This is a genomic window from Erwinia sp. 009765445 (genome assembly GCF_058137865.1).
This window is the reverse complement of sequence record NZ_JBYUWC010000010.1, coordinates 170,954-190,926: the sequence shown is the minus strand read 5'-3', so window position 1 is coordinate 190,926 and position 19,973 is coordinate 170,954. Positions and strand designations below refer to the sequence as shown.

Below are 19,973 nucleotides of genomic sequence, written 5' to 3'. Positions count from 1 at the left end.
GTGATATCACTCCTGAATTAATTGCAGTCAATAGAGTATGGCACTGGCTACTTCAGGGAGGGGCGTCCATAACATCATTACAAATCCTGGGGGCAGGTCAATTAAAACCCTGAGACGCCATGAAAGCAAAAATCCACGCAGTAGCGTGGATTTTTAAGGGGTTGTCAGTATTCATGCGATGCTTTGAGATCGCATGAGACAGCAGAAACTCATTACACGTTGAGTCGTGATTATTTTTATAACTTAATGATTTATTTATATTTTATATATTTTCATTTTTTTGCACTCAATATTGTACTCACTTGAAAGTGGAAGATACCTTTTGCATCTCCACTTATAGCTGAAGTTTTGTAATCCAAGGCTGCGCCGGATCTCGTGTAAACTAATGGTATGAACTATATACCAGCTGTGTTTATATGGTTCAAGATAAAGCAAGTTATATCTTAGTGTTCAGGGAAATCTATCATATCCTCGGTTATACGTTAAACAAGAAGTTCATCACATCGCCATCTTTAACGACATAGTCCTTACCTTCTGAACGCATCTTGCCGGCTTCTTTCGCGCCTTGCTCACCTTTGTAGGTGATGTAGTCTTCATAGCCGATGGTCTGGGCGCGGATAAAGCCCTTCTCGAAGTCGGTATGGATTTTACCGGCGGCCTGTGGGGCAGTCGCGCCAACAGGGATGGTCCAGGCACGCACTTCTTTTACGCCAGCGGTGAAGTAGGTCTGCAGGTTCAGCAGGGAGTAACCGGCGCGGATCACGCGGTTAAGACCTGGCTCTTCGATGCCCAGCTCGGCCATAAACTCTTCGCGGTCAGCGTCTTCCAGTTCGGCGATATCGGATTCCACTGCGGCGCACACCGGCACCACTACAGAACCTTCTTTCCCGGCAATCGCACGAACCTGATCCAGGTACGGGTTATTTTCAAAACCGTCTTCGTTAACGTTGGCGATATACATGGTTGGCTTCAGCGTCAGGAAGCTCAGGTAGCGGATTGCCGCTTTGTCTTCTTCGCTCAGGCCCAGAGAGCGCAGCATCCCGGCATTTTCCAGGTGCGGCAGGCATTTTTCCAGCGCGGCCTGTTCGGCTTTCGCGTCTTTATCGCCGCCTTTGGCGCGCTTCTGCACGCGCTGCAATGCACGTTCGCAGGTATCCAGGTCGGACAGCGCCAGCTCGGTATTGATCACTTCGATATCATCAGCCGGGTCAACTTTGTTGTTTACGTGGATGATGTTGTCATTCTCGAAGCAGCGCACCACGTGGCCGATAGCTTCGGTTTCACGGATGTTGGTCAGGAACTGGTTGCCCAGGCCTTCACCTTTGGAAGCGCCTTTCACCAGACCGGCAATATCCACGAACTCCATGGTGGTCGGGAGGATGCGCTGTGGCTTCACGATTTCCGCCAGCTTGTCGAGACGGGAATCAGGCATTGGCACCACGCCGGTATTCGGCTCAATGGTACAGAACGGGAAGTTTGCTGCTTCGATGCCCGCTTTGGTTAACGCATTGAACAGGGTGGATTTCCCGACGTTTGGCAGGCCCACAATACCGCATTTGAATCCCATGTTTGAATCACCTTAATCGCTTGATAATCAGTGGATTGTGCAATCCGCTGATGTGTCTGAGAGTGTTATCACTGCAAGTTTCCGCGCATTATACACGTAATTATCGTCGGGATGGCGCTGTTTTCCAGCCAGCACTGGCGGGAGAGGGTTGAGATCTTGCTCACATTCCCTGATACTGACACAACTTGACAACTGACGGAGACCCCCCGCAGATGCATCGCTCGCTGCCTACGCCACCCTGAGTTTCCCTCTCCCGGCAACGCCTGTCGCATTTCTCGTCCTTCTGGCGAGTCTTTCTGTGCCCATCCACCAGCGGCGCAGTCCCTGCATTATTATAATGGAAAATTAGCATGTTCAATCTGAGCAACCTCAGAGCTGCCGATGTGAAGAATGACGTCCTGGCGGGCGCTGTTGTCTCTGTGGCTTTAATACCGGAAGCCACCGCTTTCTCGCTGCTGGCCGGGTTGTCGCCGACCATCGGTCTGCATACCGCTTTTATCCTTGGGCTGGTCACCGCGCTGTTCGGCGGCAAGCCCGGCATGATCTCCGGGGCCGCTGGCTCCATCGTGGTGGTGTTGGTCAGCCTGATCCAGACCCATGGCTATCAGTATGTGCTGCTGGCGACCATCTTTGCCGGGCTGATCCAACTGGCGATTGGCCTGTTCCGTCTGGGGAAATTTATCCGCCTGGTGCCGCAACCGGCTATTTACGGCTTCGTTAACGGCCTGGCGATTGTTATCGCGCTGGCGCAGATCCCGATGATTAAGAACCAGGGGCCGGTAATGTACGGGCTGGTGGCGCTGGCGATGCTGATTGTCTGGTTGTTCCCGAAATTCACCAAAGTGATCCCCGGCTCGCTGGCTGCGCTGATAGCCATCAGTGCCATTGCCATCGGCTTTGGGCTGGACACCAAACGGGTAGGGGATCTGGCGGATATCTCCGGCACGCTGCCGTTCTTCCACCTGCCTGAGGCACCGCTAAGCTGGGCCACATTGAAGGTTGTGCTGCCTTATTCAGTGATTATCGCGCTGGTCGGGCTGATAGAGTCGCTGTTAACGCTGGCCGTTCTCGACGAAATGGGCAGTAAAAAAGGCGACGGTAACAAAGAGTGCGTGGCGCAGGGCATTGGCAACACTATCTGTGGCTTCTTCGGCAGCTTTGCCGGGTGTGCGATGATCGGTCAGTCGATTATTAACTTCACCTCCGGCGGTCGCGGGCGCATCTCCAATCTGGTGGGCGCAATCCTGCTGATCCTGTTTGTGGTGAGCCTGTCGAAATACATCGCCCTGCTGCCGGTGGCGGCGCTGGCGGGCATTATGTTCGTGGTGTGCATAAACACTTTCGAATGGAGTTCCTTAAGCCGCCTGAAGCGCATGCCGAAACCTGATGCGGTGATCATGATCGCGGTGACGGTGGTCACGATTTACACCGACCTGGCGATGGCGGTGATCTTCGGCGTGATTATCTCGGCGCTGGTTTTTGCCTGGCAGCACGCGCGCATTACTATCCTCTCGCAGGAGGAGAACGCAGAGCAAATGACTTATCAGCTGGAAGGGCCGCTGTTCTTCGGTTCGGTCGCCAGCTTCCATGAGCTGTTCCATCCGGAAAAAGATCCGCAGGAAGTAGTGATCGATTTTGCCCGCACCCGGGTGATGGACTCCAGCGGCGTTGAGGCTATTGATAAATTGACGGCCCGTTATGTTGCTGCCGGAAAAAGCGTGCGTTTACGCCATCTTAGCGAAGACTGCATCAGTCTGTTAAAGCAGGCCGGCCCGTTCTGCAGCCATGAACTGGACGATCCGGATTATAAAGTTGCCTCTGACCGGGGTTAATGCATAAAGCTGTCGCCGGTCCTGCCGATATACATAAAAATCGTCGTATTGATTCTCATGTTACAGAGTGAACGTCTAAAGTTTATTTGTACGACGATTTTTACCACTGGCAGGACGCCCGAACACTGGCACGACAGCATGATAAATAATTACATTTGCGTCCCGATCCATACCCTTACTGGTGAGCTCATTGCGCTGGATCTCACTCAGATTGAACAGCAGCCTGCCCGGAACAACGCTTCAGCAGAGCAGGAACCGGAAACCCGGTTGCTGAATCAGCTGCTGACGATTGAACAGTATGCGGACTACTTCCGGCAGCATGGCCTGTTGTGCTGCCTGACGATCAATTTTCAGCTGGCACGGGCAGTGGTGGAGTCTGCCTTTATCCAGCGCATTCTCGGGCATCTGCCGTTTGTGCGGCTGAAGCTGTCCGAGGATTTCCCCAACCTGCATGACGGGCCAAACAACCCGATGCTGCGGGCGCTGACCGATCAGCTCAATATCCTGTGGCTGGACGACCTGGGCGCCGGTGATGCCAACCTCAATGCGTTGCAGTCAAAGATGTTTGAGGCGGTGAAGCTGGATCGCCAGTTTTATCTGGATAACGTCAGCAAACCCTTCTTCAGCATTCTGATTGCCAATATCCGCCAGTACACCAACCGGGTGATTGTCGAAGGCGTGCAGTGTGAGATACAGCTGGAAAAGCTGGCGGCCAGCAAGATCTGGGCGGTGCAGGGGTACTATCTGCCGATGATGGCGCTGGGCGATATGGATGCGGGACTTCACTGAGTAGTGCGTTTACCGCATCACCGACAATGTGCACTTTGACTCTGCCCAATACGTTCAGGGTCACTCCACAACAGGTTCTGGCTCCAGCAGCCAGGCCTGTACATACTCAGCCTGCCGGGCAAAGCGTTCCACCAGCACCTTCATTGATTGCGTATCCATTACCACAAACGGCTGACGAGTCCAGAGGATCACTTTTTTTTGCTCAATCAGCAATCCGGTAATAACTGGCGGATGCTCCAGCCCCAGCAGATTGCTTTGCAGCAGAATGGCCAGGGTTTCCCACTCGTCATAGCGTGCTTCGGGAATGTCGATCAGGCAACTGAGGGTCAGAAACCCCGGCGGGGTTTCGCTGAGTTCCAGAATTAAATCCTGACTTAGTGACAGGGTATAGCTGTCTGACACGTCCAGCTTCGGCGCGGTCTGACCCGGGGCCTGCAGCAGTGGCATCAGTAAATTTTTCAGGGTGACAGAACCAGTCATGCTAGCCTCTTAAAAAGTTTTAGCGGAAAAAGAACGATGCAAAACGGGCACTGCGACTGTTCAGATCGCTCTCCCGGTCGCGATTGCGGTGATGATGTGACCGACGTGACGAGCCGGGCTGAACGTCACGCACTTCCACAACAGGCGGTCGGGATTGATAGGTTGAATAACGTGGTTCCCGCTCGGCAGCAAAGGACTGACGGCGCGCAGTAGATGGGCGTTCTGCGGCAAAGGACTGACGGCGCGCAGTAGTTGGGCGTTCTGCGGCAAAGGACTGGCGGCGTGCAGTAGATGGACGTTCTGCGGCAAAGGACTGGCGGCGTGCAGTAGATGGACGTTCTGCGGCAAAAGACTGACGACGAGGGGGGGGCTCCGGAGCCGAAGGACGCGGGCCGCTGTAAATTTCCTGGTATTCCGCTTTGGTCATATTCTGATCCACATAGCGCTTATCACGTCCTGAACCATAGCGGTAAGACTCACCAAGGTTATTTGAGGCGTGAAACTGATCGTAAACCCATCCTTTTGATACTGCCTTGCGGATCAATTCCTGGTTGCCAGGATTGCCCAGCGCATCATCGAAATCCGCAAATTCACGCTCCACTTCAGCACGGCTTACCATACCGCCACGGGTGAAGGCTGCTTTCATTCCAGGATCGTATTGCGGTGTAAATTCATGCACCACCCGCGATCTTGCGCTCGCGTAGTGAAAGTTTTTCTCCAGCATCGCGCGACTGAAGAGTGCCCAGGGATCGGCGATGACCTTCTCCTCGTCCGAGTTCGGGTCACCGATGACCACATAGGTGTGATCGGTTCTGCCGCGTGTCTCCACGACAGAGACGGGCTGATTTAAGCCGGAGCTGGCGATCAGCTGTGCACAGACCATCGCCATTTCACCGCAGTTACCCACACGATAACGTTTTGCTTCCCACATGCTGCTGAGCGGCGTCATGTCTTCTTCTTTGATTCGTTTACGCATTACCAACTGACGTTTTAACGTTTCAGCATTGGTACTGAGTGAATGAAAACGCTGATCGCCCACACCCATAAAGAGAATGCGGTGGGTATCACCGATCGCCTGGTTGGCGACCTGTAATGCATCGAACTGCTGCCGGCTGACTTTTACCTCGCAGTCGCGGTGCGCGCGGTTGCCCGGCTCAAGCGCCAGCCGGATGTTAACTCTGTCGTTTGATCGCAGATTGCGTATGTCTCGGCTGTCAGGGGCAACGGGAATTCTCCCGGAGATGGGTGATGGCACAGTAATCCCTCTTAACGGTAACGGGTCTACAGGCACGACGGGCGTGCCACGTTATAGTTGCTAAAAGGGTGAGTGTAGGGAGTTGGAGGAAAGTTCCAGGGTAAAGCTTCAGCCAGCCTTAAAGCTGTGCAGCCGGTTCATCGCTTTCAGCCTGTCGTCCTTCAGCCAGACTTCGGTGCAACGTGCCGCTTCATCCACCGCGTCATCAATCAGCTTCTGCTCGGCTGCCTGAGGTCTACCCAGCACAAAGCCAACCACCTTGTTTCTGTCGCCGGGATGGCCGATACCAATCCGCAGGCGATGGAAGTTCAGGTTGTTGCCCAGCTTGCTGATGATGTCTTTCAGGCCGTTATGGCCGCCGTGACCGCCACCCTGCTTGAACTTCGCCACGCCCGGCGGCAGGTCCAGCTCATCATGCGCGACCAGAATCTCTTCCGGAGTGATGCGGTAAAACGTCGCCATTGCCGCCACGGCCTTGCCGCTCAGGTTCATAAATGTGGTGGGAACCAGCAGGCGGACATCTTCACCGCCGATGTTCAGCCGCGCGGTGTAGCCGTAGAACTTACTCTCTTCTTTCAACGACTGATTGTGACGTTGAGCCAGTAAATCGACATACCAGGCACCGGCGTTATGGCGCGTTGCGGCGTATTCAGCGCCCGGATTGGCCAGACCGACAATCAGTTTGATGCTGCTCACTTGTTTGTATTCCTGAGGAGTGCTTGGAGAAGGGGGGTAGTGTACTAAGAGCGGTCGAAGAACTCAAAATTGTGAGCCGCCACGCAATAGTTGAGGGTGGTTATAATGCCGTTTCTATAGATAAATCAGCTTATTGCACGTAAAGATTTGTCAAAGTTTGAGCAACAAATGTGATCTGTCCCGCAACCGAACCATTAACCATTGCATAAACTTATGGCACTACAGCGCGGGAATGCGCTTTGCACTGACTTCTGGAGGTGAGAGATGAGACGTAAACATGCCAATATTACCGGTAATGCTCTGATGGTGCTGGGCCTGGTGGTGATGGTGGTGGGAGTGGGTTACTCCGTGCTGAATCAGCTGCCGCAGTTGCAGTTACCTCAATTTATGGTTCATGGTGCCATCTTCAGTATCTTTGTTGGCGCACTGCTCTGGCTGGTAGGCGCGCGCATCAGCGGCCGTGAAAAAGTCACCGATCGCTACTATTGGGTGCGTCATTACGGTGATAAACGCTGCCGCAGGAATTCCAGCCATATACAGCATTGATTGCTGGCATCAGCCGGTTGCGCAAAGTTTGTGTTCTCAGACCAGTATCGCTTCAATTATTTCTGGCTCTGATTCCCTCTGAGGCACAAACAGCGTAACCCGGTTTCTGCCCAATACTTTCGCCTGATACAGTGCCTCATCGGCGGCCACCATCAGCGTAGCGATCTGATGGTCAGGCCCCGTGCCGGTTACCACGCCAATACTCACCGTGTAGTTCACGCCCTCCGGTAATGCATTTTCCACCGCGTAACGGATCCTTTCGGCGCACAGCAGTGCATCGCTTTCACTGGCGCTGACGATTGCAGCAAACTCCTCTCCACCCAGCCGGGCGAAACAGCTTTTTACCGGCATCAGTTGCTTCACCTGGCGACAGAAATCGACCAGGATCCGGTCGCCCTGCGTATGGCCAAAGCGGTCATTGATGCTTTTGAAATGGTCCAGATCAAACAGCATTACCGTCAGCGGCTGGCCGTTTTTATCGCATGAACGGGCCAGCTCTTCGCCTTTTTCAAACAGTGCGCGGCGGTTCCAGACGCCGGTCAGCGGATCGAGCAATGAGGCCTGTTTGTATTTAATCTGTGTGCGTTCATTGACCATCGCCAGCATGGTGAACGTCAGTCCAATCACCATCATGATCGATTCCAGAATCACATAGACCGAGAAAGTAGAGCCGCCAATCGCACCATCCAGCGGGCTGGGAATGCCGCCATCCAGCAACGCGCGCGCCACATGAAACAGCAGGTGGATCCACAACAGCAGTTGTGCAGGCCAGTAGGTGACGGGAAGGGTTGCTCGCGATTTGCGTAATTCGAAGATCATCCAGGCGGTGTAAATGATGCATAACACACAGCTGGCGAGAATGCGGTTCGGCATTGAATAGTAAAACTGCGGGAACAGGCAGAGCACGGCCCAGATTAGCGGGCCAGACAGCCATAAATAGCCGTAAGAAGCGCCACGAAACGATCGGAAGGCCAGCACCAGCAAACTGTAGGACAGCATCACCAGAATATTGCCGACCGCTACCGGCCAGAACAGTTGTCCCTCGCTGCGCAGGCTGCTCAGAAATACCGCAACGATAGAGATAACCAGTGACAGACACTGAAAGCCCAGTACCGGGTTGTACTGTGACCCTTTCCAGGCAAAAACCATGATGATGCTGAGGAAAAACAGCACATAGAGTTCACAGACAAACAGGGTATAGACGTCGAGCGCCATTTTAAGAATATTCCTGGAAAATCGATCTGAGCAAAATAGCATTAATTAATTGTGCTCAAAAGACCCAACAGGTTTGTTTATGAAAAAAAGGGACGGGCGAACCCGTCCCCTGGCTATCAGTGTTCAAACATCGCAGAGATAGACTCTTCGTTGCTGATACGACGGATTGCTTCAGCCAGCATGCCGGACAGCGTAAGGGTACGCACGTTTGGCAAGGCTTTGATCTCTTCCGGCAGCGGAATGGTGTCGCAAACCACCACTTCGTCAATCACGGAATGACGCAGGTTTTCCACGGCGTTGCCGGAGAAAATCGGGTGCGTGGCGTAAGCGAATACACGCTTGGCTCCACGCTCCTTCAACGCCTCAGCGGCTTTGCACAGGGTGCCGCCGGTGTCGATCATATCATCAACCAGCACGCAGTCACGGCCGGCAACGTCACCGATGATATGCATCACCTGTGAAACGTTGGCGCGCGGACGGCGTTTGTCGATGATAGCCATATCAGTATCGTTAAGCAGTTTGGCAATCGCACGGGCGCGAACCACACCACCAATATCCGGAGAAACCACAATCGGGTTCTCCAGACCAATCTGCAGCATATCTTCCAGCAGGATCGGGCTGCCGAAAACGTTATCAACCGGGACGTCAAAGAAGCCCTGAATCTGCTCAGCATGCAGATCCACAGTCAGTACGCGGTCAACACCAACGCTGGAAAGAAAGTCCGCCACCACTTTGGCAGTGATCGGCACACGCGCAGAACGCACGCGGCGGTCCTGACGGGCATAACCAAAGTAAGGGATAACGGCGGTAATACGACCAGCGGAAGCGCGGCGCAGGGCATCTACCATCACAACCAGTTCCATCAGGTTGTCGTTAGTAGGAGCACAGGTGGACTGGATGATGAAAATATCACCACCGCGTACATTTTCATTGATTTGTACGCTCACTTCACCATCACTGAAACGACCGACGGCGGCGTCGCCCAGGCTAGTGTAAAGGCGGTTGGCAATACGTTGTGCTAGTTCCGGGGTGGCGTTACCAGCAAAAAGCTTCATATCAGGCACGAGAAGAACCTCAGGCTTTGCGTCCAGAGAATGAACATCGTCGTCAGCAGCACTGGGCGGTATACCGCTGACGGGTTCATACGGGTGTAGTATCGAGCGCAGTGCAACCTCAGGAACAGGGTGAGATTGTCACTGACTCTTTATTGCGCCGAAAGGTGACGGTGCAGTGGCGAAACGTTAACGCCTCGCGCGACAAAGCCCTGCCACTTTTTCGGAACAAGCTCAGACACCTGGCGGGCAGCAGACTCGGTGTCGAATTCAGCAAACACACAAGCGCCGGTACCAGTCAGGCGCGACGGCGCGTATTCTAGCAGCCAGGAAACAAGCTGTTCAACCTCGCGAAAACGTTTTCTTACGACTGGCTCACAATCATTACCGTAATCGGCCAGTAATAACTCACTGATTTTCCGTCGCGGTGTGTCACGGATCAGCTCCGGATCGGTGAAAACCGCCGGGGTGGAAATGTGTACACCAGGATGAATAACCAGATACCACTTCTCTGCCGGAGCCACCGGCGTCAGCTCTTCGCCAACCCCTTCAGCAAACGCGGCAAATCCCTGCACAAACACCGGCACATCCGCGCCCAGTTGCAGGCCGAAGGTGGCCAGCTCGGAAAGGCTGAAGCCGGTTTTCCAGTAGTGATTCAGTGCCACCAGCACGGTGGCGGCATCGGAAGAGCCGCCACCAAGGCCACCGCCCATAGGCAGATTTTTTTCAATCGCCAGGGTGGCTCCCGCATTTTCCGGCAGCGTTCCGCGCAGCTGAGCCTGCTGGCGTAACAGCTTCGCGGCGCGTACCACCAGATTCTCCTCCTCCGGCACGCCTTCTACCGCCGTCAGCAGCTTTATGCTGCCGCTGTTGTTGGCCGTGATGGTCAGCTCGTCACCGAAATCCAGAAACTGAAACAGTGTCTGCAGATTATGATAGCCGTCGGTGCGACGGCCGGTGATGTAGAGGAACAGATTCAGTTTAGCGGGTGCCGGCCATTTCACGATGGCCGGAAGGGCGGATTGAACGGTGCCTGCACTCATTTAACCGTCCAGCTGTCCATTTTCAGTTTGATGCGCTGACTGCCTTCGTGCAGTTCCATATTAGACGGAAGGTTGGGCTGCTGCCTGCTGTCGTAGCCGGAATAGTCCACTTTCCACTGCTGACCGTTACGGCTGTAGTTCACTTCACGCAGGCGGTACTGGTCGTCCAGTGAATAATCCGTTGCGTCACCCGGCAGGCCGACCATCCACTGGCGCAGGTTAGCGAGCGGAATATCCATCCCGGTCAGCTGAGCGATCATGCTCTCCGCATCATTACCGGTGTAGCGCTTGCCTTTGTTATCGACAATCTGCACCACGCTGCCCTGCGCATCCAGCTGCAGTTCGGTGCTGCCCAGCGGGTTTGTCAGCAGCAGACGGTAGCGGTCTGGTGAGGTTTGCTGCCAGTTGAAACGCGCATAGACCTTCTGGCTATCGGAAAGATAGGCAAAAGCTCCACGGGTCTGATACTGAGTAATTTGTTGCACTTCGTGCTGATGCTGCTGCCACTGCGGAGAGGTGACGCTCTGTCCCGGGCCCTGGGGTTGCTGATGAAGGCCACAGGCGGCCAGTAACACGCTGGCAAGCGGGAGAAGCCGCGTCAGGCGGCGATTCTGCAATAACATAGGGGTCAGCTCCTCAGACTCCGGTCGGGCGTACATGCCCAAAAGTAACCGTTCAAATTATCGGCCCGTGGGGGCGGCGTCAATGCTGAATTTGTCTTATTTGATGGCTGACGGCTATATCTTGTTACAGCGATCGTTGAAGGATGGCTTTTCTTGATCTCGCGCATCTTGTAGAATGCGCCTCACAAAACCCTATCAACAGTGGGATATCCCGAAACTACTCACCATGACGTTGCTGGCTCTCGGAATTAATCACAAAACGGCTCCTGTTGCTCTGCGCGAACGTGTTACGTTCGGGCCGGAGACGCTGGATCAGGCCCTGAACAGCCTGCTGGCCCAACCGCTGGTGCAGGGCGGCGTGGTGCTGTCTACCTGTAACCGGACCGAGTTATACCTCAGCGTTGAGCAGCAGGAAAACCTGCAGGAGCAATTGGTGAAGTGGCTGTGTGATTATCACCAGCTCAGCCCTGAAGAGGTGCGTAAGAGCCTCTACTGGCATCACGGCGATCAGGCGGTCAGCCATCTGATGCGCGTGGCCAGCGGGCTGGATTCTCTGGTGTTAGGGGAGCCACAGATCCTCGGTCAGGTGAAAAAAGCCTTTGCCGATTCGCATCGTGGCCAGCCCATTACCAGCGAGCTGGAAAGGATGTTCCAGAAGTCCTTCTCGGTTGCCAAACGGGTACGCACGGAAACCGATATCGGTGCCAGTGCGGTGTCGGTCGCTTTTGCCGCTTGTACGCTTGCCCGGCAAATCTTCGAATCCTTATCGACCGTTACCGTGCTGCTGGTTGGCGCTGGTGAAACGATCGAGCTGGCGGCCCGTCACCTGCGTGAGCACAGCGTGCAGAAGTTGATTATCGCTAACCGTACCCGTGAACGTGCGCAGCTGCTGGCCGATGAGGTTGGCGCGGAAGTGATTGGCCTGGCCGACATCGATGAGCGGCTGGCCGAAGCCGACATAATTATCAGTTCCACCGCCAGTCCGCTGCCGATCATTGGCAAGGGGATGGTAGAGCGCGCGCTGAAAAAGCGCCGCAATCAGCCAATGCTGATGGTGGATATCGCGGTTCCCCGTGATGTGGAGCCGGAAGTGGGCAAGCTGGCCAACGCCTATCTCTACAGCGTTGATGACCTGCAGGCGATTATCGAAAGCAACATGGCGCAGCGCAAAGCCGCCGCCGTGCAGGCCGAAAGCATTGTCGTCCAGGAAAGCGGAGAGTTTATGTCGTGGCTACGCGCGCAGAGCGCGGTGGAAACGATCCGCGACTACCGCTCTCAGGCCGATCGGGTTCGCGCTGAACTGGAAGCCCGTGCCATGGCTGCCCTGCAACTGGGTGCCGATCCGCAGGATGTGATCCGCGATATGGCCCACAAACTGACCAACCGTTTGATCCATGCACCAACCAAATCTCTTCAGCAGGCTGCCCGCGATGGGGATACTGAACGCCTGCAGATTTTACGCGACAGCTTCGGGCTGGATTAGCGTTTTATTCGCCTCTCTGAACAACTAAGGTAAAACACCATCAATGAAGCCTTCTATTGTTGCCAAACTGGAAGCCTTGCAGGAACGCCATGAAGAAGTTGAGGCGATGCTGGGTGACGCTGGCGTGATTGCCGATCAGGAGCGTTTTCGTGCGCTGTCACGCGAATATGCTCAGCTGACCGACGTCAGCCAGTGCTTCCGCCGTTGGCAGCAGACTCAGGATGATATTGACACTGCGCTGGAAATGCTCGACGACCCTGAAATGCGTGATATGGCGCAGGAAGAGCTAAAACAAGCCCGTGAAGCCGGTGAACTGCTGGAGCAGGAGCTGCAGGTGCTGTTGCTGCCGAAAGATCCGGATGATGAGCGCAGCTGCTATCTGGAAGTGCGTGCCGGAACCGGTGGTGATGAAGCGGCTATTTTTGCCGGCGATCTGTTCCGCATGTACAGCCGCTACGCCGAATCACGCCGCTGGAAAGTGGAAGTGATGAGCGCCAACGAAGGCGAGCACGGTGGCTATAAAGAAGTGATCGCTAAGGTGATCGGCGATGGCGCTTATGGCCGCCTGAAATTCGAATCCGGCGGTCATCGCGTGCAGCGCGTGCCGGAAACCGAATCGCAGGGCCGTATCCATACTTCCGCCTGTACCGTGGCGGTGATGCCTGAAGTGCCGGAAGCCGAACTGCCGGACATCAATCCGGGCGATCTGAAAATTGATACCTTCCGCTCCTCCGGGGCGGGTGGTCAGCACGTTAACACCACCGATTCGGCAATCCGTATTACTCACCTGCCAACCGGTATCGTGGTGGAGTGCCAGGACGAGCGTTCACAGCATAAAAACAAAGCTAAAGCGCTGGCCGTGCTGGGTTCGCGCATCCGTGCGGCCGAAATGGCCCGTCGTCAACAGGAAGAAGCGTCAACGCGCCGCAACCTGCTCGGCTCCGGTGACCGTTCCGACCGTAACCGCACCTACAACTATCCGCAGGGGCGTATCACTGACCACCGTATTAACCTGACCGTATACCGTCTGGAAGAGGCAATGCAGGGCAAGCTGGATATGCTGATTGAGCCAGTGGTACAGGAATATCAGGCGGATCAGCTGGCTGCTCTGTCCGAGCAGGAATAATGGAGATCCGTCAGTGGCTGCGGGCCGCTATCCTCCAGCTGGCATGCAGTGATAGTCCGAAGCGTGATGCGGAAATTTTGCTGGAGTTTGTCACCGGCAAATCCCGCAGCTGGCTGATAGCCTTTGACGATACCCTCCTCAGTGAGGAGCAGCTGCAACAGCTGGATCCTCTGTTGGCTCGCCGCGCCAGTGGCGAGCCGGTTGCTTACCTTACCGGTGAGCGCGAATTCTGGTCTTTGCCTCTCGCCGTTTCCCCCGACACGCTGATCCCACGTCCTGATACCGAGCTGCTGGTGGAGCAGGCGCTGATGCGTTTACCTGCCGCTGCAAAAGTGCTGGATCTGGGCACCGGTACCGGGGCAATTGCGCTGGCACTGGCCAGCGAGCGTCCTGACTGCCGGGTGACCGGCGTGGATCGCATTCCGGCGGCGGTTGAGCTGGCGCAGCGCAATGCACAGAATCTGGCGATAACCAATGCCTCGTTTCGCCTGAGCAACTGGTTCAGCGCGCTGGCCGGTGAGCAGTTTGCGCTGATTGTCAGCAACCCGCCCTATATAGACCAGGCCGATGAACACCTGAGCCAGGGTGACGTCCGTTTCGAACCTGAAAGCGCGCTGGTGGCGGCCGATCACGGCCTGGCAGATATCAAAATTATCGCCGCAATGGCCGGAGAGTTTCTGCTGCCCGGCGGCTGGCTGCTGCTGGAACATGGCTGGCAGCAGGCGGAACAAGTGCGCACTATTTTGCGCGAAAACAGGTTTTACTCTGTGGCAACCTGCCAGGATTATGGCGGCAATGACCGCGTAACTTATGCTCAGAAACCATAACCGGGAGAACACCCATGGCTGACTGGTACAGCCCCGTTAAAATGTTTCATCTGCTGACTGTCACCGTAACCGCGCTGATGTTTGTGCTGCGCTTTTACTGGTTGCAGACTGGATCGGTGATGCTCCAGCGTCGCTGGGTGCGCATTGTGCCGCATCTCAATGACACGTTGCTGTTACTTTCCGGTATCCTGTTGGTGGCAATAACCCATTTTTATCCGTTCTCCCCGCAGGGAGCATGGCTGACTGAGAAGTTGTTTGGCGTTATTATCTTTATCGCGCTTGGGTTTATCGCCCTGGGGCGCAGGCCACGGGCCCAAAAAATCCGGTGGATTGCCTTTATTGTGGCGGTCGCCGTGCTGGGGGTGATTTATCATCTGGCTACCACCAAAATGCCATTGTTGGGGAATGTATGACGTCGATAGCAAATGTAGATCTCACAGTGACGCCACTGTGCGAGGCGGTGATGGCAGCGACACAAACCATCCGCCCCGATTTCCCTGCTGAAGACGTGAAGAAGCAGCTGGAGGCGCTGGTGGCTGAAGCCCGCGCCACAATTCCGCAGCAGCTGGCACAGGATCTGCAACTCGAAAAACTGATAGAGCTGTTCTGGAAGCAGTGGGGCTTTGGCGGCGCAAGCGGCGTTTACCGCCTCTCTGACACTCTGTGGCTGGATAACGTACTGAAAACGCGGCAGGGTACCGCCGTGTCGCTGGGCATCATTTTCCTGCACATTGCCGGGCAGCTGTCGCTGCCGCTCATGCCGGTGATATTTCCGACGCAGCTGATACTGAGAGCCGACTGGGTTGATGAGGAGATGTGGCTGATCAATCCTTTCAACGGCGACACGCTGGATGAACACACGCTGGAAGTGTGGCTGAAAGGCAACATCGGCCCGGTTGCCGAACTGTATGACGACGATCTGCAGGAAGCGGAACCGCAGCTGGTTCTGAACAAAATGCTCGATACGCTGAAGTCCGCACTGATGGAAGAGAAGCAGATGGAGCTGGCGCTGCAGGTCAGCCAGGTGCTGGTAAATATGGATCCGGAAGATCCGTATGAGATCCGCGACCGTGGTCTGATCTTCGCCCAGCTGGACTGCGAGCACGTCGCGCTGAGCGACCTGACCTATTTCGTTGAGCAGTGTCCGGAAGACCCGGTCAGCGAAATGATTAAGCTGCAAATTCATTCGATTGAACAGAAACAGATCACCCTGCACTAAATATAAGGCGATGACATGAAACAAAAAGTGGTTAGCATTGGTGACATCAAGGTAGCAAACGACCTGCCGTTCGTGCTGTTTGGCGGCATGAACGTGCTGGAATCCCGCGATCTGGCGATGCGAATCTGTGAGCACTACGTCACCGTGACCCAGAAGCTGGGTATCCCTTACGTGTTTAAAGCCTCTTTTGACAAGGCCAACCGCTCCTCAATCCGCTCTTACCGTGGCCCGGGCCTGGAAGAGGGGATGAAAATTTTCCAGGAGCTTAAGCAGACTTTCGGCGTGAAAGTGATCACCGACGTGCACGAGGCCAGCCAGGCGCAGACCGTGGCCGACGTAGTGGATGTGATCCAGCTGCCTGCGTTCCTCGCCCGTCAGACCGATCTGGTGGAAGCGATGGCGAAAACCGGCGCGGTGATTAACGTTAAGAAACCTCAGTTCGTCAGCCCTGGCCAGATGGGTAACATCGTTGAGAAATTTGCCGAAGGCGGCAATGACAAAGTGATCCTCTGCGACCGTGGTGCTAACTTTGGTTATGACAACCTGGTTGTCGACATGCTTGGCTTCAACGTGATGAAGCAGGTTTCTGACGGCAGCCCGGTCATTTTCGATGTGACCCACGCGCTGCAGTGCCGCGATCCGTTTGGCTCCGCTTCCGGTGGCCGTCGTGGTCAGGTAACCGAGCTGGCCCGTGCCGGTATGGCGGTGGGCCTGGCTGGTCTGTTTATCGAGGCGCATCCGGATCCGGCCAACGCCATGTGCGACGGACCTTCCGCACTGCCGCTGGATAAGCTGGAGCCTTTCCTCAAACAGATGAAAGCGCTCGACGATCTGGTGAAAAACTTCCCGGAGCTGGATACCAGCAACTGATGAAGCTGGAGGCTGGCCAGAGTGCCGGCCTTTTTTTTACAAGGAATCCACTGATGAAGAAAACAGGCGTGCTGATTGCCGCAGCCATGCTGCTGGCAGGCTGCAGTACCGGGGCAGAGAAAGGGCCCCATAATTTGCTGACCGATCGCAGCTTTGTGCTGAAGACCGTTGATGGTCAGGCGGTTAGCCCTCCGGCAGGCATGAAGCCAGGGATTAATTTTGCCCAGGATATGCGGGTCAGTGGCGTGATGTGCAACCGCTTCTTTGGTCAGGGCAAACTGGAGCACGGCGTGCTCAGTGTGCCGCACCTGGCTTCCACACGGATGCTGTGCATCGATCCCAAGCTGAACGAGTGGGAAACCACCATCGGCAAAATGCTGACGGCGGGTGCCGGGCTGAAACTCGATCAACAAACGCTGACGCTGAGTGGTTCAGGCCATACTCTGGTTTACATCGCGGATAATTAATTCAGGGAAGCAGAAACAGAACGGCCCCGGTAAAGAGCGCAGTGCTTTTCACCGGGGCCGTTTTTTTTGCGGCTGACAACCTCAGGTTGCAGCCCGCAGGTCAGAGCATGATGGTAATCAGATAACCGGCAAACAGTGCCAGGTGTGCTGCGCCATTCAGCACGTTAGTCCTTCCGGTGGAGAACGACACCTGGCACAGCAGCAGGGCGGCCAGCATCAGCACCATCTGCGGCGGCTCAAGGCCGAAGATCAGCTGCTGCCCGGTCAGGGTGGCGATAATGGTCACCGCCGGAACGGTCAGTGAAATGGTCGCCAGCACCGAACCAAAGAACAGGTTCATCGCGCGCTGCACCTGATTAGCCAGCACCGCTTTAATTGCCCCAAGCCCTTCCGGCGAGAGGATCAGCAGCGCCACCAGGAAGCCAACAAAACCTTCCGGAGCGTTCAGGCGGGTCAGCAGTGACTCCAGCGGCGTGGCATCCGTTTTGGTCACGGCGATTACGGCAACCAGATGCACAATCAGCCAGATGGTGTGCCAGGTGCTGGAGTGCGCAGAAGGCTTGCCATGATGCGGGTCGCCGTCGTCGCCCTCATCTTCATGCTCATAGACAAACAGGTTCTGGTGCGTTTTGGTCTGGATCAGCAGGAACACGCCGTACATGGCGGCGGAGATCCCGGAAATCATCAGTGCCTGAGTGACGCTGAAGTTGCCGCCCGGCAGAGCGTTAGGGAATACCAGCACCAGAATACCTAGCGGGAACAGGGCAATCAGATACTGTTTCACCCCGGCCAGGTTAACAAACTGGGTGGCAAATTTCCGGCCGCCCAGTAGCAGGGCAAAGCCCACCAGGCCACAGGTGACAATCATAATGATGGAGTACAGCGTGTCGCGCATCAGCGCCGGAGCCGCATCCCCGGTAGCCATCAGCGCGGAGATCAGGCTGACTTCAAGGATCACCACCGACAGGCTGAGGATCAGTGAACCGTAAGGCTCGCCCAGACGGTGTGCCAGTACGTCAGCATGACGTACCACGCTAAAGGCGCTGCTGAGGATCGCGACCAGCGCCATCAGGTTAATGGCGACGATGACCGGCATCGATGAGGAGTGTCCGAAGAAGCTCAAAATAATCAGAGTCGCGACCGGGAGAAGCAGGGTTGTCTCTTTATGGCGTGTTTTAACGCTTTCTTGCGCAGTCATAGGCATCGTTTTCCTTAAGTCTGTCAACACCGGGCCTGACGTTAAGTGTTGATCGCAGGCGGGAATATTATCATTTATTTTAACTGGTTATATTACAAGCGGCTGCAGTTTAACGGCTGACGGATTAAAAATGTGAATGTTTACATTATTTTACGGTTAGGCGTGATTTTAAATATCACTTGCAGGTAAGTATGGATATTTATCCTATCCCTATGAAAAAAAGTAATTAATTTCACCTTTATTTAATAAAATATGGTTATTTTAAGGGGTGGAATGGTACTTAAAACAAAGGAAAAAAGTGTTCCTGACCTTTTTTGTTATTGAAGTGCCGTAAAGCGTCAGGTAGCAATAAAAAGTTTTCTCTGCCAGGCTTAAAGTGTCCCTTTGAAAGGAGATTTATGATGCCTTACAGTTCCAGATCATCTCTTCCCGACAGCGTAAAACATGTTCTTCCCGCTCATGCGCAGGACATTTACCAGCAAGCTTTCAATAGCGCCTGGGATGAGTATAGAGAGAAAAAGGATCGCCATGGCGATGAATCACGAGAAGAAGTTGCTCATAAAGTTGCCTGGTCTGCGGTTAAGCACCAGTACCAGAAAGGCGATGATGATAAGTGGCATAAAAAAAACTGAGTCAGGCAGGGCGATCCGTTCGCCCTGAACGTTTCCACAACTCTCAACCCGACCTTATCACCCCCGGATTCACAACCTGACACCCACAAGATTTTCTGTGGTTTTACCTCCTGCATCTCACAATATCGCGATTTCCCTGAACACTTTCTCCCTTGCCGCTTAAGTTTTGTGTGGCTTTGCCGATTATTGAGTTAACTAAAATTTTTTCTTTTGTGATGCGCTTCAAACTTGATTGCACGGTCTTAAATGGCATAAGGTCATTGTTAGCAGTGAAATCATGAATTTTTTAATAATTTACATCCAGGGATAGTTGGTTCAGCAGTAACAGGGAGTGCGCAGTGGCTGGAGGGGTTCTGTGTTAACAAGAGATTTCCTGAAAAAAGCGGATTGCAGCACGGCTTTTGGCGCTATCGAGGAATCGCTGTTATGGACCTGTGAGCAGCGTGCAGCCTCGCTGGCAGCCACTCTGGCCTGTCGTCCGGACCACAGTCCGGTATGGATTTTCGGCTACGGTTCACTGATGTGGAACCCGGTGTTTGAATCCGACGAGGTTGCCGAAGGCACATTGCAGGGCTGGCATCGCGCGTTTTGCCTGCGGCTGACCGCGGGGCGCGGAACGGCGATGCAGCCTGGCAGGATGCTGGCGCTGAAAGAGGGCGGCGCAACCACCGGGCTGGCATTTTGCCTGCCGGAAGAGAAGCTGCACGAAGAGCTGGAACTGTTGTGGAAGCGTGAAATGGTAACCGGCTGCTATCTGCCAACCTGGTGCGAGCTGTCACTGACCGATGGCCGCAAAGTCACGGCATTGGCGTTTGTTATGGATCCGCGCCACGCGCTCTACGAGGCTGATTCCTGCCCGAAAACCATCGCGCCGCTGATTGCCCAGGCGAGCGGTCCCCTGGGCACCAATGCTCAGTATCTTTTCTCGCTGGAGCAGGAGTTGCAGAAGCGGGGCTTGTATGATGACTGCCTGACCGATTTGGTACAGCGCGTCCGTGAGCTCACGCAGTGTCATAACGGGATGGCGGGGTAAGCCCGCTCAGCCCGGAATAC

Annotated in this window: 21 protein-coding genes; 12 read left to right on the top strand and 9 right to left on the bottom strand. The window is 54.8% G+C overall.

Annotation, left to right across the window (positions count from 1 at the left end; all coding sequences use genetic code 11):
• Positions 1-475: 475 nt before the first annotated feature.
• Positions 476-1,567 (bottom strand): redox-regulated ATPase YchF, encoded by a 1,092-nt coding sequence (gene ychF, locus AC3Y5R_RS13280; RefSeq protein WP_489921728.1) that lies wholly within the window; start codon positions 1,565-1,567, stop codon positions 476-478.
• 350 nt (positions 1,568-1,917) lie between these two features.
• Between ychF and AC3Y5R_RS13275 the strand changes: the two genes are divergently transcribed.
• Both AC3Y5R_RS13275 and AC3Y5R_RS13270 read left to right on the top strand, forming a co-directional pair.
• On the top strand, positions 1,918-3,399 hold the full coding sequence (locus AC3Y5R_RS13275) for a SulP family inorganic anion transporter (protein ID WP_489921727.1): 1,482 nt from the start codon (positions 1,918-1,920) through the stop codon (positions 3,397-3,399).
• A gap of 138 nt (positions 3,400-3,537) precedes the next feature.
• Positions 3,538-4,188 carry an EAL domain-containing protein gene (locus AC3Y5R_RS13270; protein WP_489921726.1) on the top strand — a complete coding sequence of 217 codons (651 nt, stop codon included), beginning with the start codon at positions 3,538-3,540 and terminating at the stop codon, positions 4,186-4,188.
• Between the two features lie 60 nt (positions 4,189-4,248).
• Here AC3Y5R_RS13270 and AC3Y5R_RS13265 read toward each other — a convergent pair whose 3' ends face one another.
• The 3 genes from AC3Y5R_RS13265 to pth form a co-directional block, all read right to left on the bottom strand.
• Complete coding sequence (locus tag AC3Y5R_RS13265; RefSeq protein WP_489921725.1) at positions 4,249-4,668, bottom strand: CesT family type III secretion system chaperone; 420 nt, start codon at positions 4,666-4,668, stop codon at positions 4,249-4,251.
• Positions 4,669-4,687: 19 nt separating this feature from the next.
• Positions 4,688-5,923 carry a hypothetical protein gene (locus AC3Y5R_RS13260; protein ID WP_489921724.1) on the bottom strand — a complete coding sequence of 412 codons (1,236 nt, stop codon included), beginning with the start codon at positions 5,921-5,923 and terminating at the stop codon, positions 4,688-4,690.
• A gap of 108 nt (positions 5,924-6,031) precedes the next feature.
• Positions 6,032-6,619 (bottom strand): aminoacyl-tRNA hydrolase, encoded by a 588-nt coding sequence (gene pth, locus AC3Y5R_RS13255; RefSeq protein ID WP_489921723.1) that lies wholly within the window; start codon positions 6,617-6,619, stop codon positions 6,032-6,034.
• Positions 6,620-6,883: 264 nt separating this feature from the next.
• Between pth and ychH the strand changes: the two genes are divergently transcribed.
• Complete coding sequence (gene ychH, locus AC3Y5R_RS13250) at positions 6,884-7,165, top strand: stress-induced protein YchH (RefSeq protein ID WP_489921722.1); 282 nt, start codon at positions 6,884-6,886, stop codon at positions 7,163-7,165.
• A gap of 36 nt (positions 7,166-7,201) precedes the next feature.
• Here the strand turns inward: ychH and AC3Y5R_RS13245 are convergent, their stop codons facing one another.
• From AC3Y5R_RS13245 to lolB, 4 genes are all read right to left on the bottom strand, one after another.
• Complete coding sequence (locus AC3Y5R_RS13245; RefSeq protein ID WP_489921721.1) at positions 7,202-8,380, bottom strand: GGDEF domain-containing protein; 1,179 nt, start codon at positions 8,378-8,380, stop codon at positions 7,202-7,204.
• Positions 8,381-8,496: 116 nt separating this feature from the next.
• Entirely contained in the window at positions 8,497-9,444 is a 948-nt protein-coding gene (prs, locus tag AC3Y5R_RS13240; protein ID WP_124232585.1) for a ribose-phosphate diphosphokinase, read from the bottom strand.
• A gap of 140 nt (positions 9,445-9,584) precedes the next feature.
• Positions 9,585-10,475, bottom strand: coding sequence for a 4-(cytidine 5'-diphospho)-2-C-methyl-D-erythritol kinase (gene ispE, locus AC3Y5R_RS13235; RefSeq protein ID WP_489921720.1), 891 nt, complete (start codon positions 10,473-10,475; stop codon positions 9,585-9,587).
• Positions 10,472-11,098, bottom strand: coding sequence for a lipoprotein insertase outer membrane protein LolB (lolB, locus tag AC3Y5R_RS13230; RefSeq protein WP_489921719.1), 627 nt, complete (start codon positions 11,096-11,098; stop codon positions 10,472-10,474). Before lolB ends, ispE begins: the two co-directional genes overlap by 4 nt.
• A gap of 226 nt (positions 11,099-11,324) precedes the next feature.
• Between lolB and hemA the strand changes: the two genes are divergently transcribed.
• From hemA to AC3Y5R_RS13195, 7 genes are read left to right on the top strand one after another with little or no spacing between them, the layout of a single operon-like run.
• The gene (hemA, locus tag AC3Y5R_RS13225) at positions 11,325-12,581 is read left to right on the top strand and encodes a glutamyl-tRNA reductase (RefSeq protein WP_489921733.1); all 1,257 of its coding nucleotides are present in this window, start codon (positions 11,325-11,327) and stop codon (positions 12,579-12,581) included.
• Between the two features lie 43 nt (positions 12,582-12,624).
• Positions 12,625-13,707 (top strand): peptide chain release factor 1, encoded by a 1,083-nt coding sequence (gene prfA, locus AC3Y5R_RS13220; protein WP_489921718.1) that lies wholly within the window; start codon positions 12,625-12,627, stop codon positions 13,705-13,707.
• Positions 13,707-14,534, top strand: coding sequence for a peptide chain release factor N(5)-glutamine methyltransferase (prmC, locus tag AC3Y5R_RS13215; protein WP_489921717.1), 828 nt, complete (start codon positions 13,707-13,709; stop codon positions 14,532-14,534). The genes prfA and prmC overlap by 1 nt, the downstream gene beginning before the upstream one ends.
• Positions 14,535-14,548: 14 nt before the next feature.
• Positions 14,549-14,947, top strand: a complete 399-nt coding sequence (locus tag AC3Y5R_RS13210; protein ID WP_489921716.1) for a SirB2 family protein — start codon at positions 14,549-14,551, stop codon at positions 14,945-14,947.
• Positions 14,944-15,753: an invasion regulator SirB1 gene (gene sirB1 / locus AC3Y5R_RS13205; protein WP_158782864.1), complete on the top strand. Its 810-nt coding sequence runs from the start codon at positions 14,944-14,946 to the stop codon at positions 15,751-15,753. Before AC3Y5R_RS13210 ends, sirB1 begins: the two co-directional genes overlap by 4 nt.
• A 15-nt stretch (positions 15,754-15,768) precedes the next feature.
• A complete protein-coding gene (gene kdsA, locus AC3Y5R_RS13200) occupies positions 15,769-16,623 on the top strand; it encodes a 3-deoxy-8-phosphooctulonate synthase (RefSeq protein ID WP_158782865.1) in 855 nt (284 codons plus the stop codon).
• Between the two features lie 53 nt (positions 16,624-16,676).
• Complete coding sequence (locus AC3Y5R_RS13195; protein WP_489921715.1) at positions 16,677-17,090, top strand: META domain-containing protein; 414 nt, start codon at positions 16,677-16,679, stop codon at positions 17,088-17,090.
• Between the two features lie 100 nt (positions 17,091-17,190).
• Here AC3Y5R_RS13195 and chaA read toward each other — a convergent pair whose 3' ends face one another.
• The gene (gene chaA, locus AC3Y5R_RS13190; RefSeq protein ID WP_158782867.1) at positions 17,191-18,288 is read right to left on the bottom strand and encodes a sodium-potassium/proton antiporter ChaA; all 1,098 of its coding nucleotides are present in this window, start codon (positions 18,286-18,288) and stop codon (positions 17,191-17,193) included.
• A 401-nt stretch (positions 18,289-18,689) separates the two neighbouring features.
• Here chaA and chaB point away from each other — a divergent pair, with 401 nt between their 5' ends.
• The gene (gene chaB, locus AC3Y5R_RS13185) at positions 18,690-18,920 is read left to right on the top strand and encodes a putative cation transport regulator ChaB (protein WP_489921732.1); all 231 of its coding nucleotides are present in this window, start codon (positions 18,690-18,692) and stop codon (positions 18,918-18,920) included.
• A 355-nt stretch (positions 18,921-19,275) separates the two neighbouring features.
• A complete protein-coding gene (locus tag AC3Y5R_RS13180; protein WP_489921714.1) occupies positions 19,276-19,953 on the top strand; it encodes a gamma-glutamylcyclotransferase in 678 nt (225 codons plus the stop codon).
• Positions 19,954-19,973 lie beyond the last annotated feature (20 nt).

Coding starts and splice junctions, on each gene's coding strand:
- sirB1 (WP_158782864.1), top strand. CDS start 14,944: ATGACGTCGATAGCAAATGTAGATCTCACAGTGACGCCACTGTGCGAG.
- ispE (WP_489921720.1), bottom strand. CDS start 10,475: ATGAGTGCAGGCACCGTTCAATCCGCCCTTCCGGCCATCGTGAAATGG.
- ychF (WP_489921728.1), bottom strand. CDS start 1,567: ATGGGATTCAAATGCGGTATTGTGGGCCTGCCAAACGTCGGGAAATCC.
- kdsA (WP_158782865.1), top strand. CDS start 15,769: ATGAAACAAAAAGTGGTTAGCATTGGTGACATCAAGGTAGCAAACGAC.
- chaB (WP_489921732.1), top strand. CDS start 18,690: ATGCCTTACAGTTCCAGATCATCTCTTCCCGACAGCGTAAAACATGTT.
- AC3Y5R_RS13195 (WP_489921715.1), top strand. CDS start 16,677: ATGAAGAAAACAGGCGTGCTGATTGCCGCAGCCATGCTGCTGGCAGGC.
- chaA (WP_158782867.1), bottom strand. CDS start 18,288: ATGACTGCGCAAGAAAGCGTTAAAACACGCCATAAAGAGACAACCCTG.
- AC3Y5R_RS13275 (WP_489921727.1), top strand. CDS start 1,918: ATGTTCAATCTGAGCAACCTCAGAGCTGCCGATGTGAAGAATGACGTC.
- AC3Y5R_RS13245 (WP_489921721.1), bottom strand. CDS start 8,380: ATGGCGCTCGACGTCTATACCCTGTTTGTCTGTGAACTCTATGTGCTG.
- AC3Y5R_RS13270 (WP_489921726.1), top strand. CDS start 3,538: ATGATAAATAATTACATTTGCGTCCCGATCCATACCCTTACTGGTGAG.
- prfA (WP_489921718.1), top strand. CDS start 12,625: ATGAAGCCTTCTATTGTTGCCAAACTGGAAGCCTTGCAGGAACGCCAT.
- hemA (WP_489921733.1), top strand. CDS start 11,325: ATGACGTTGCTGGCTCTCGGAATTAATCACAAAACGGCTCCTGTTGCT.
- AC3Y5R_RS13210 (WP_489921716.1), top strand. CDS start 14,549: ATGGCTGACTGGTACAGCCCCGTTAAAATGTTTCATCTGCTGACTGTC.
- prmC (WP_489921717.1), top strand. CDS start 13,707: ATGGAGATCCGTCAGTGGCTGCGGGCCGCTATCCTCCAGCTGGCATGC.
- ychH (WP_489921722.1), top strand. CDS start 6,884: ATGAGACGTAAACATGCCAATATTACCGGTAATGCTCTGATGGTGCTG.
- AC3Y5R_RS13265 (WP_489921725.1), bottom strand. CDS start 4,668: ATGACTGGTTCTGTCACCCTGAAAAATTTACTGATGCCACTGCTGCAG.
- lolB (WP_489921719.1), bottom strand. CDS start 11,098: ATGTTATTGCAGAATCGCCGCCTGACGCGGCTTCTCCCGCTTGCCAGC.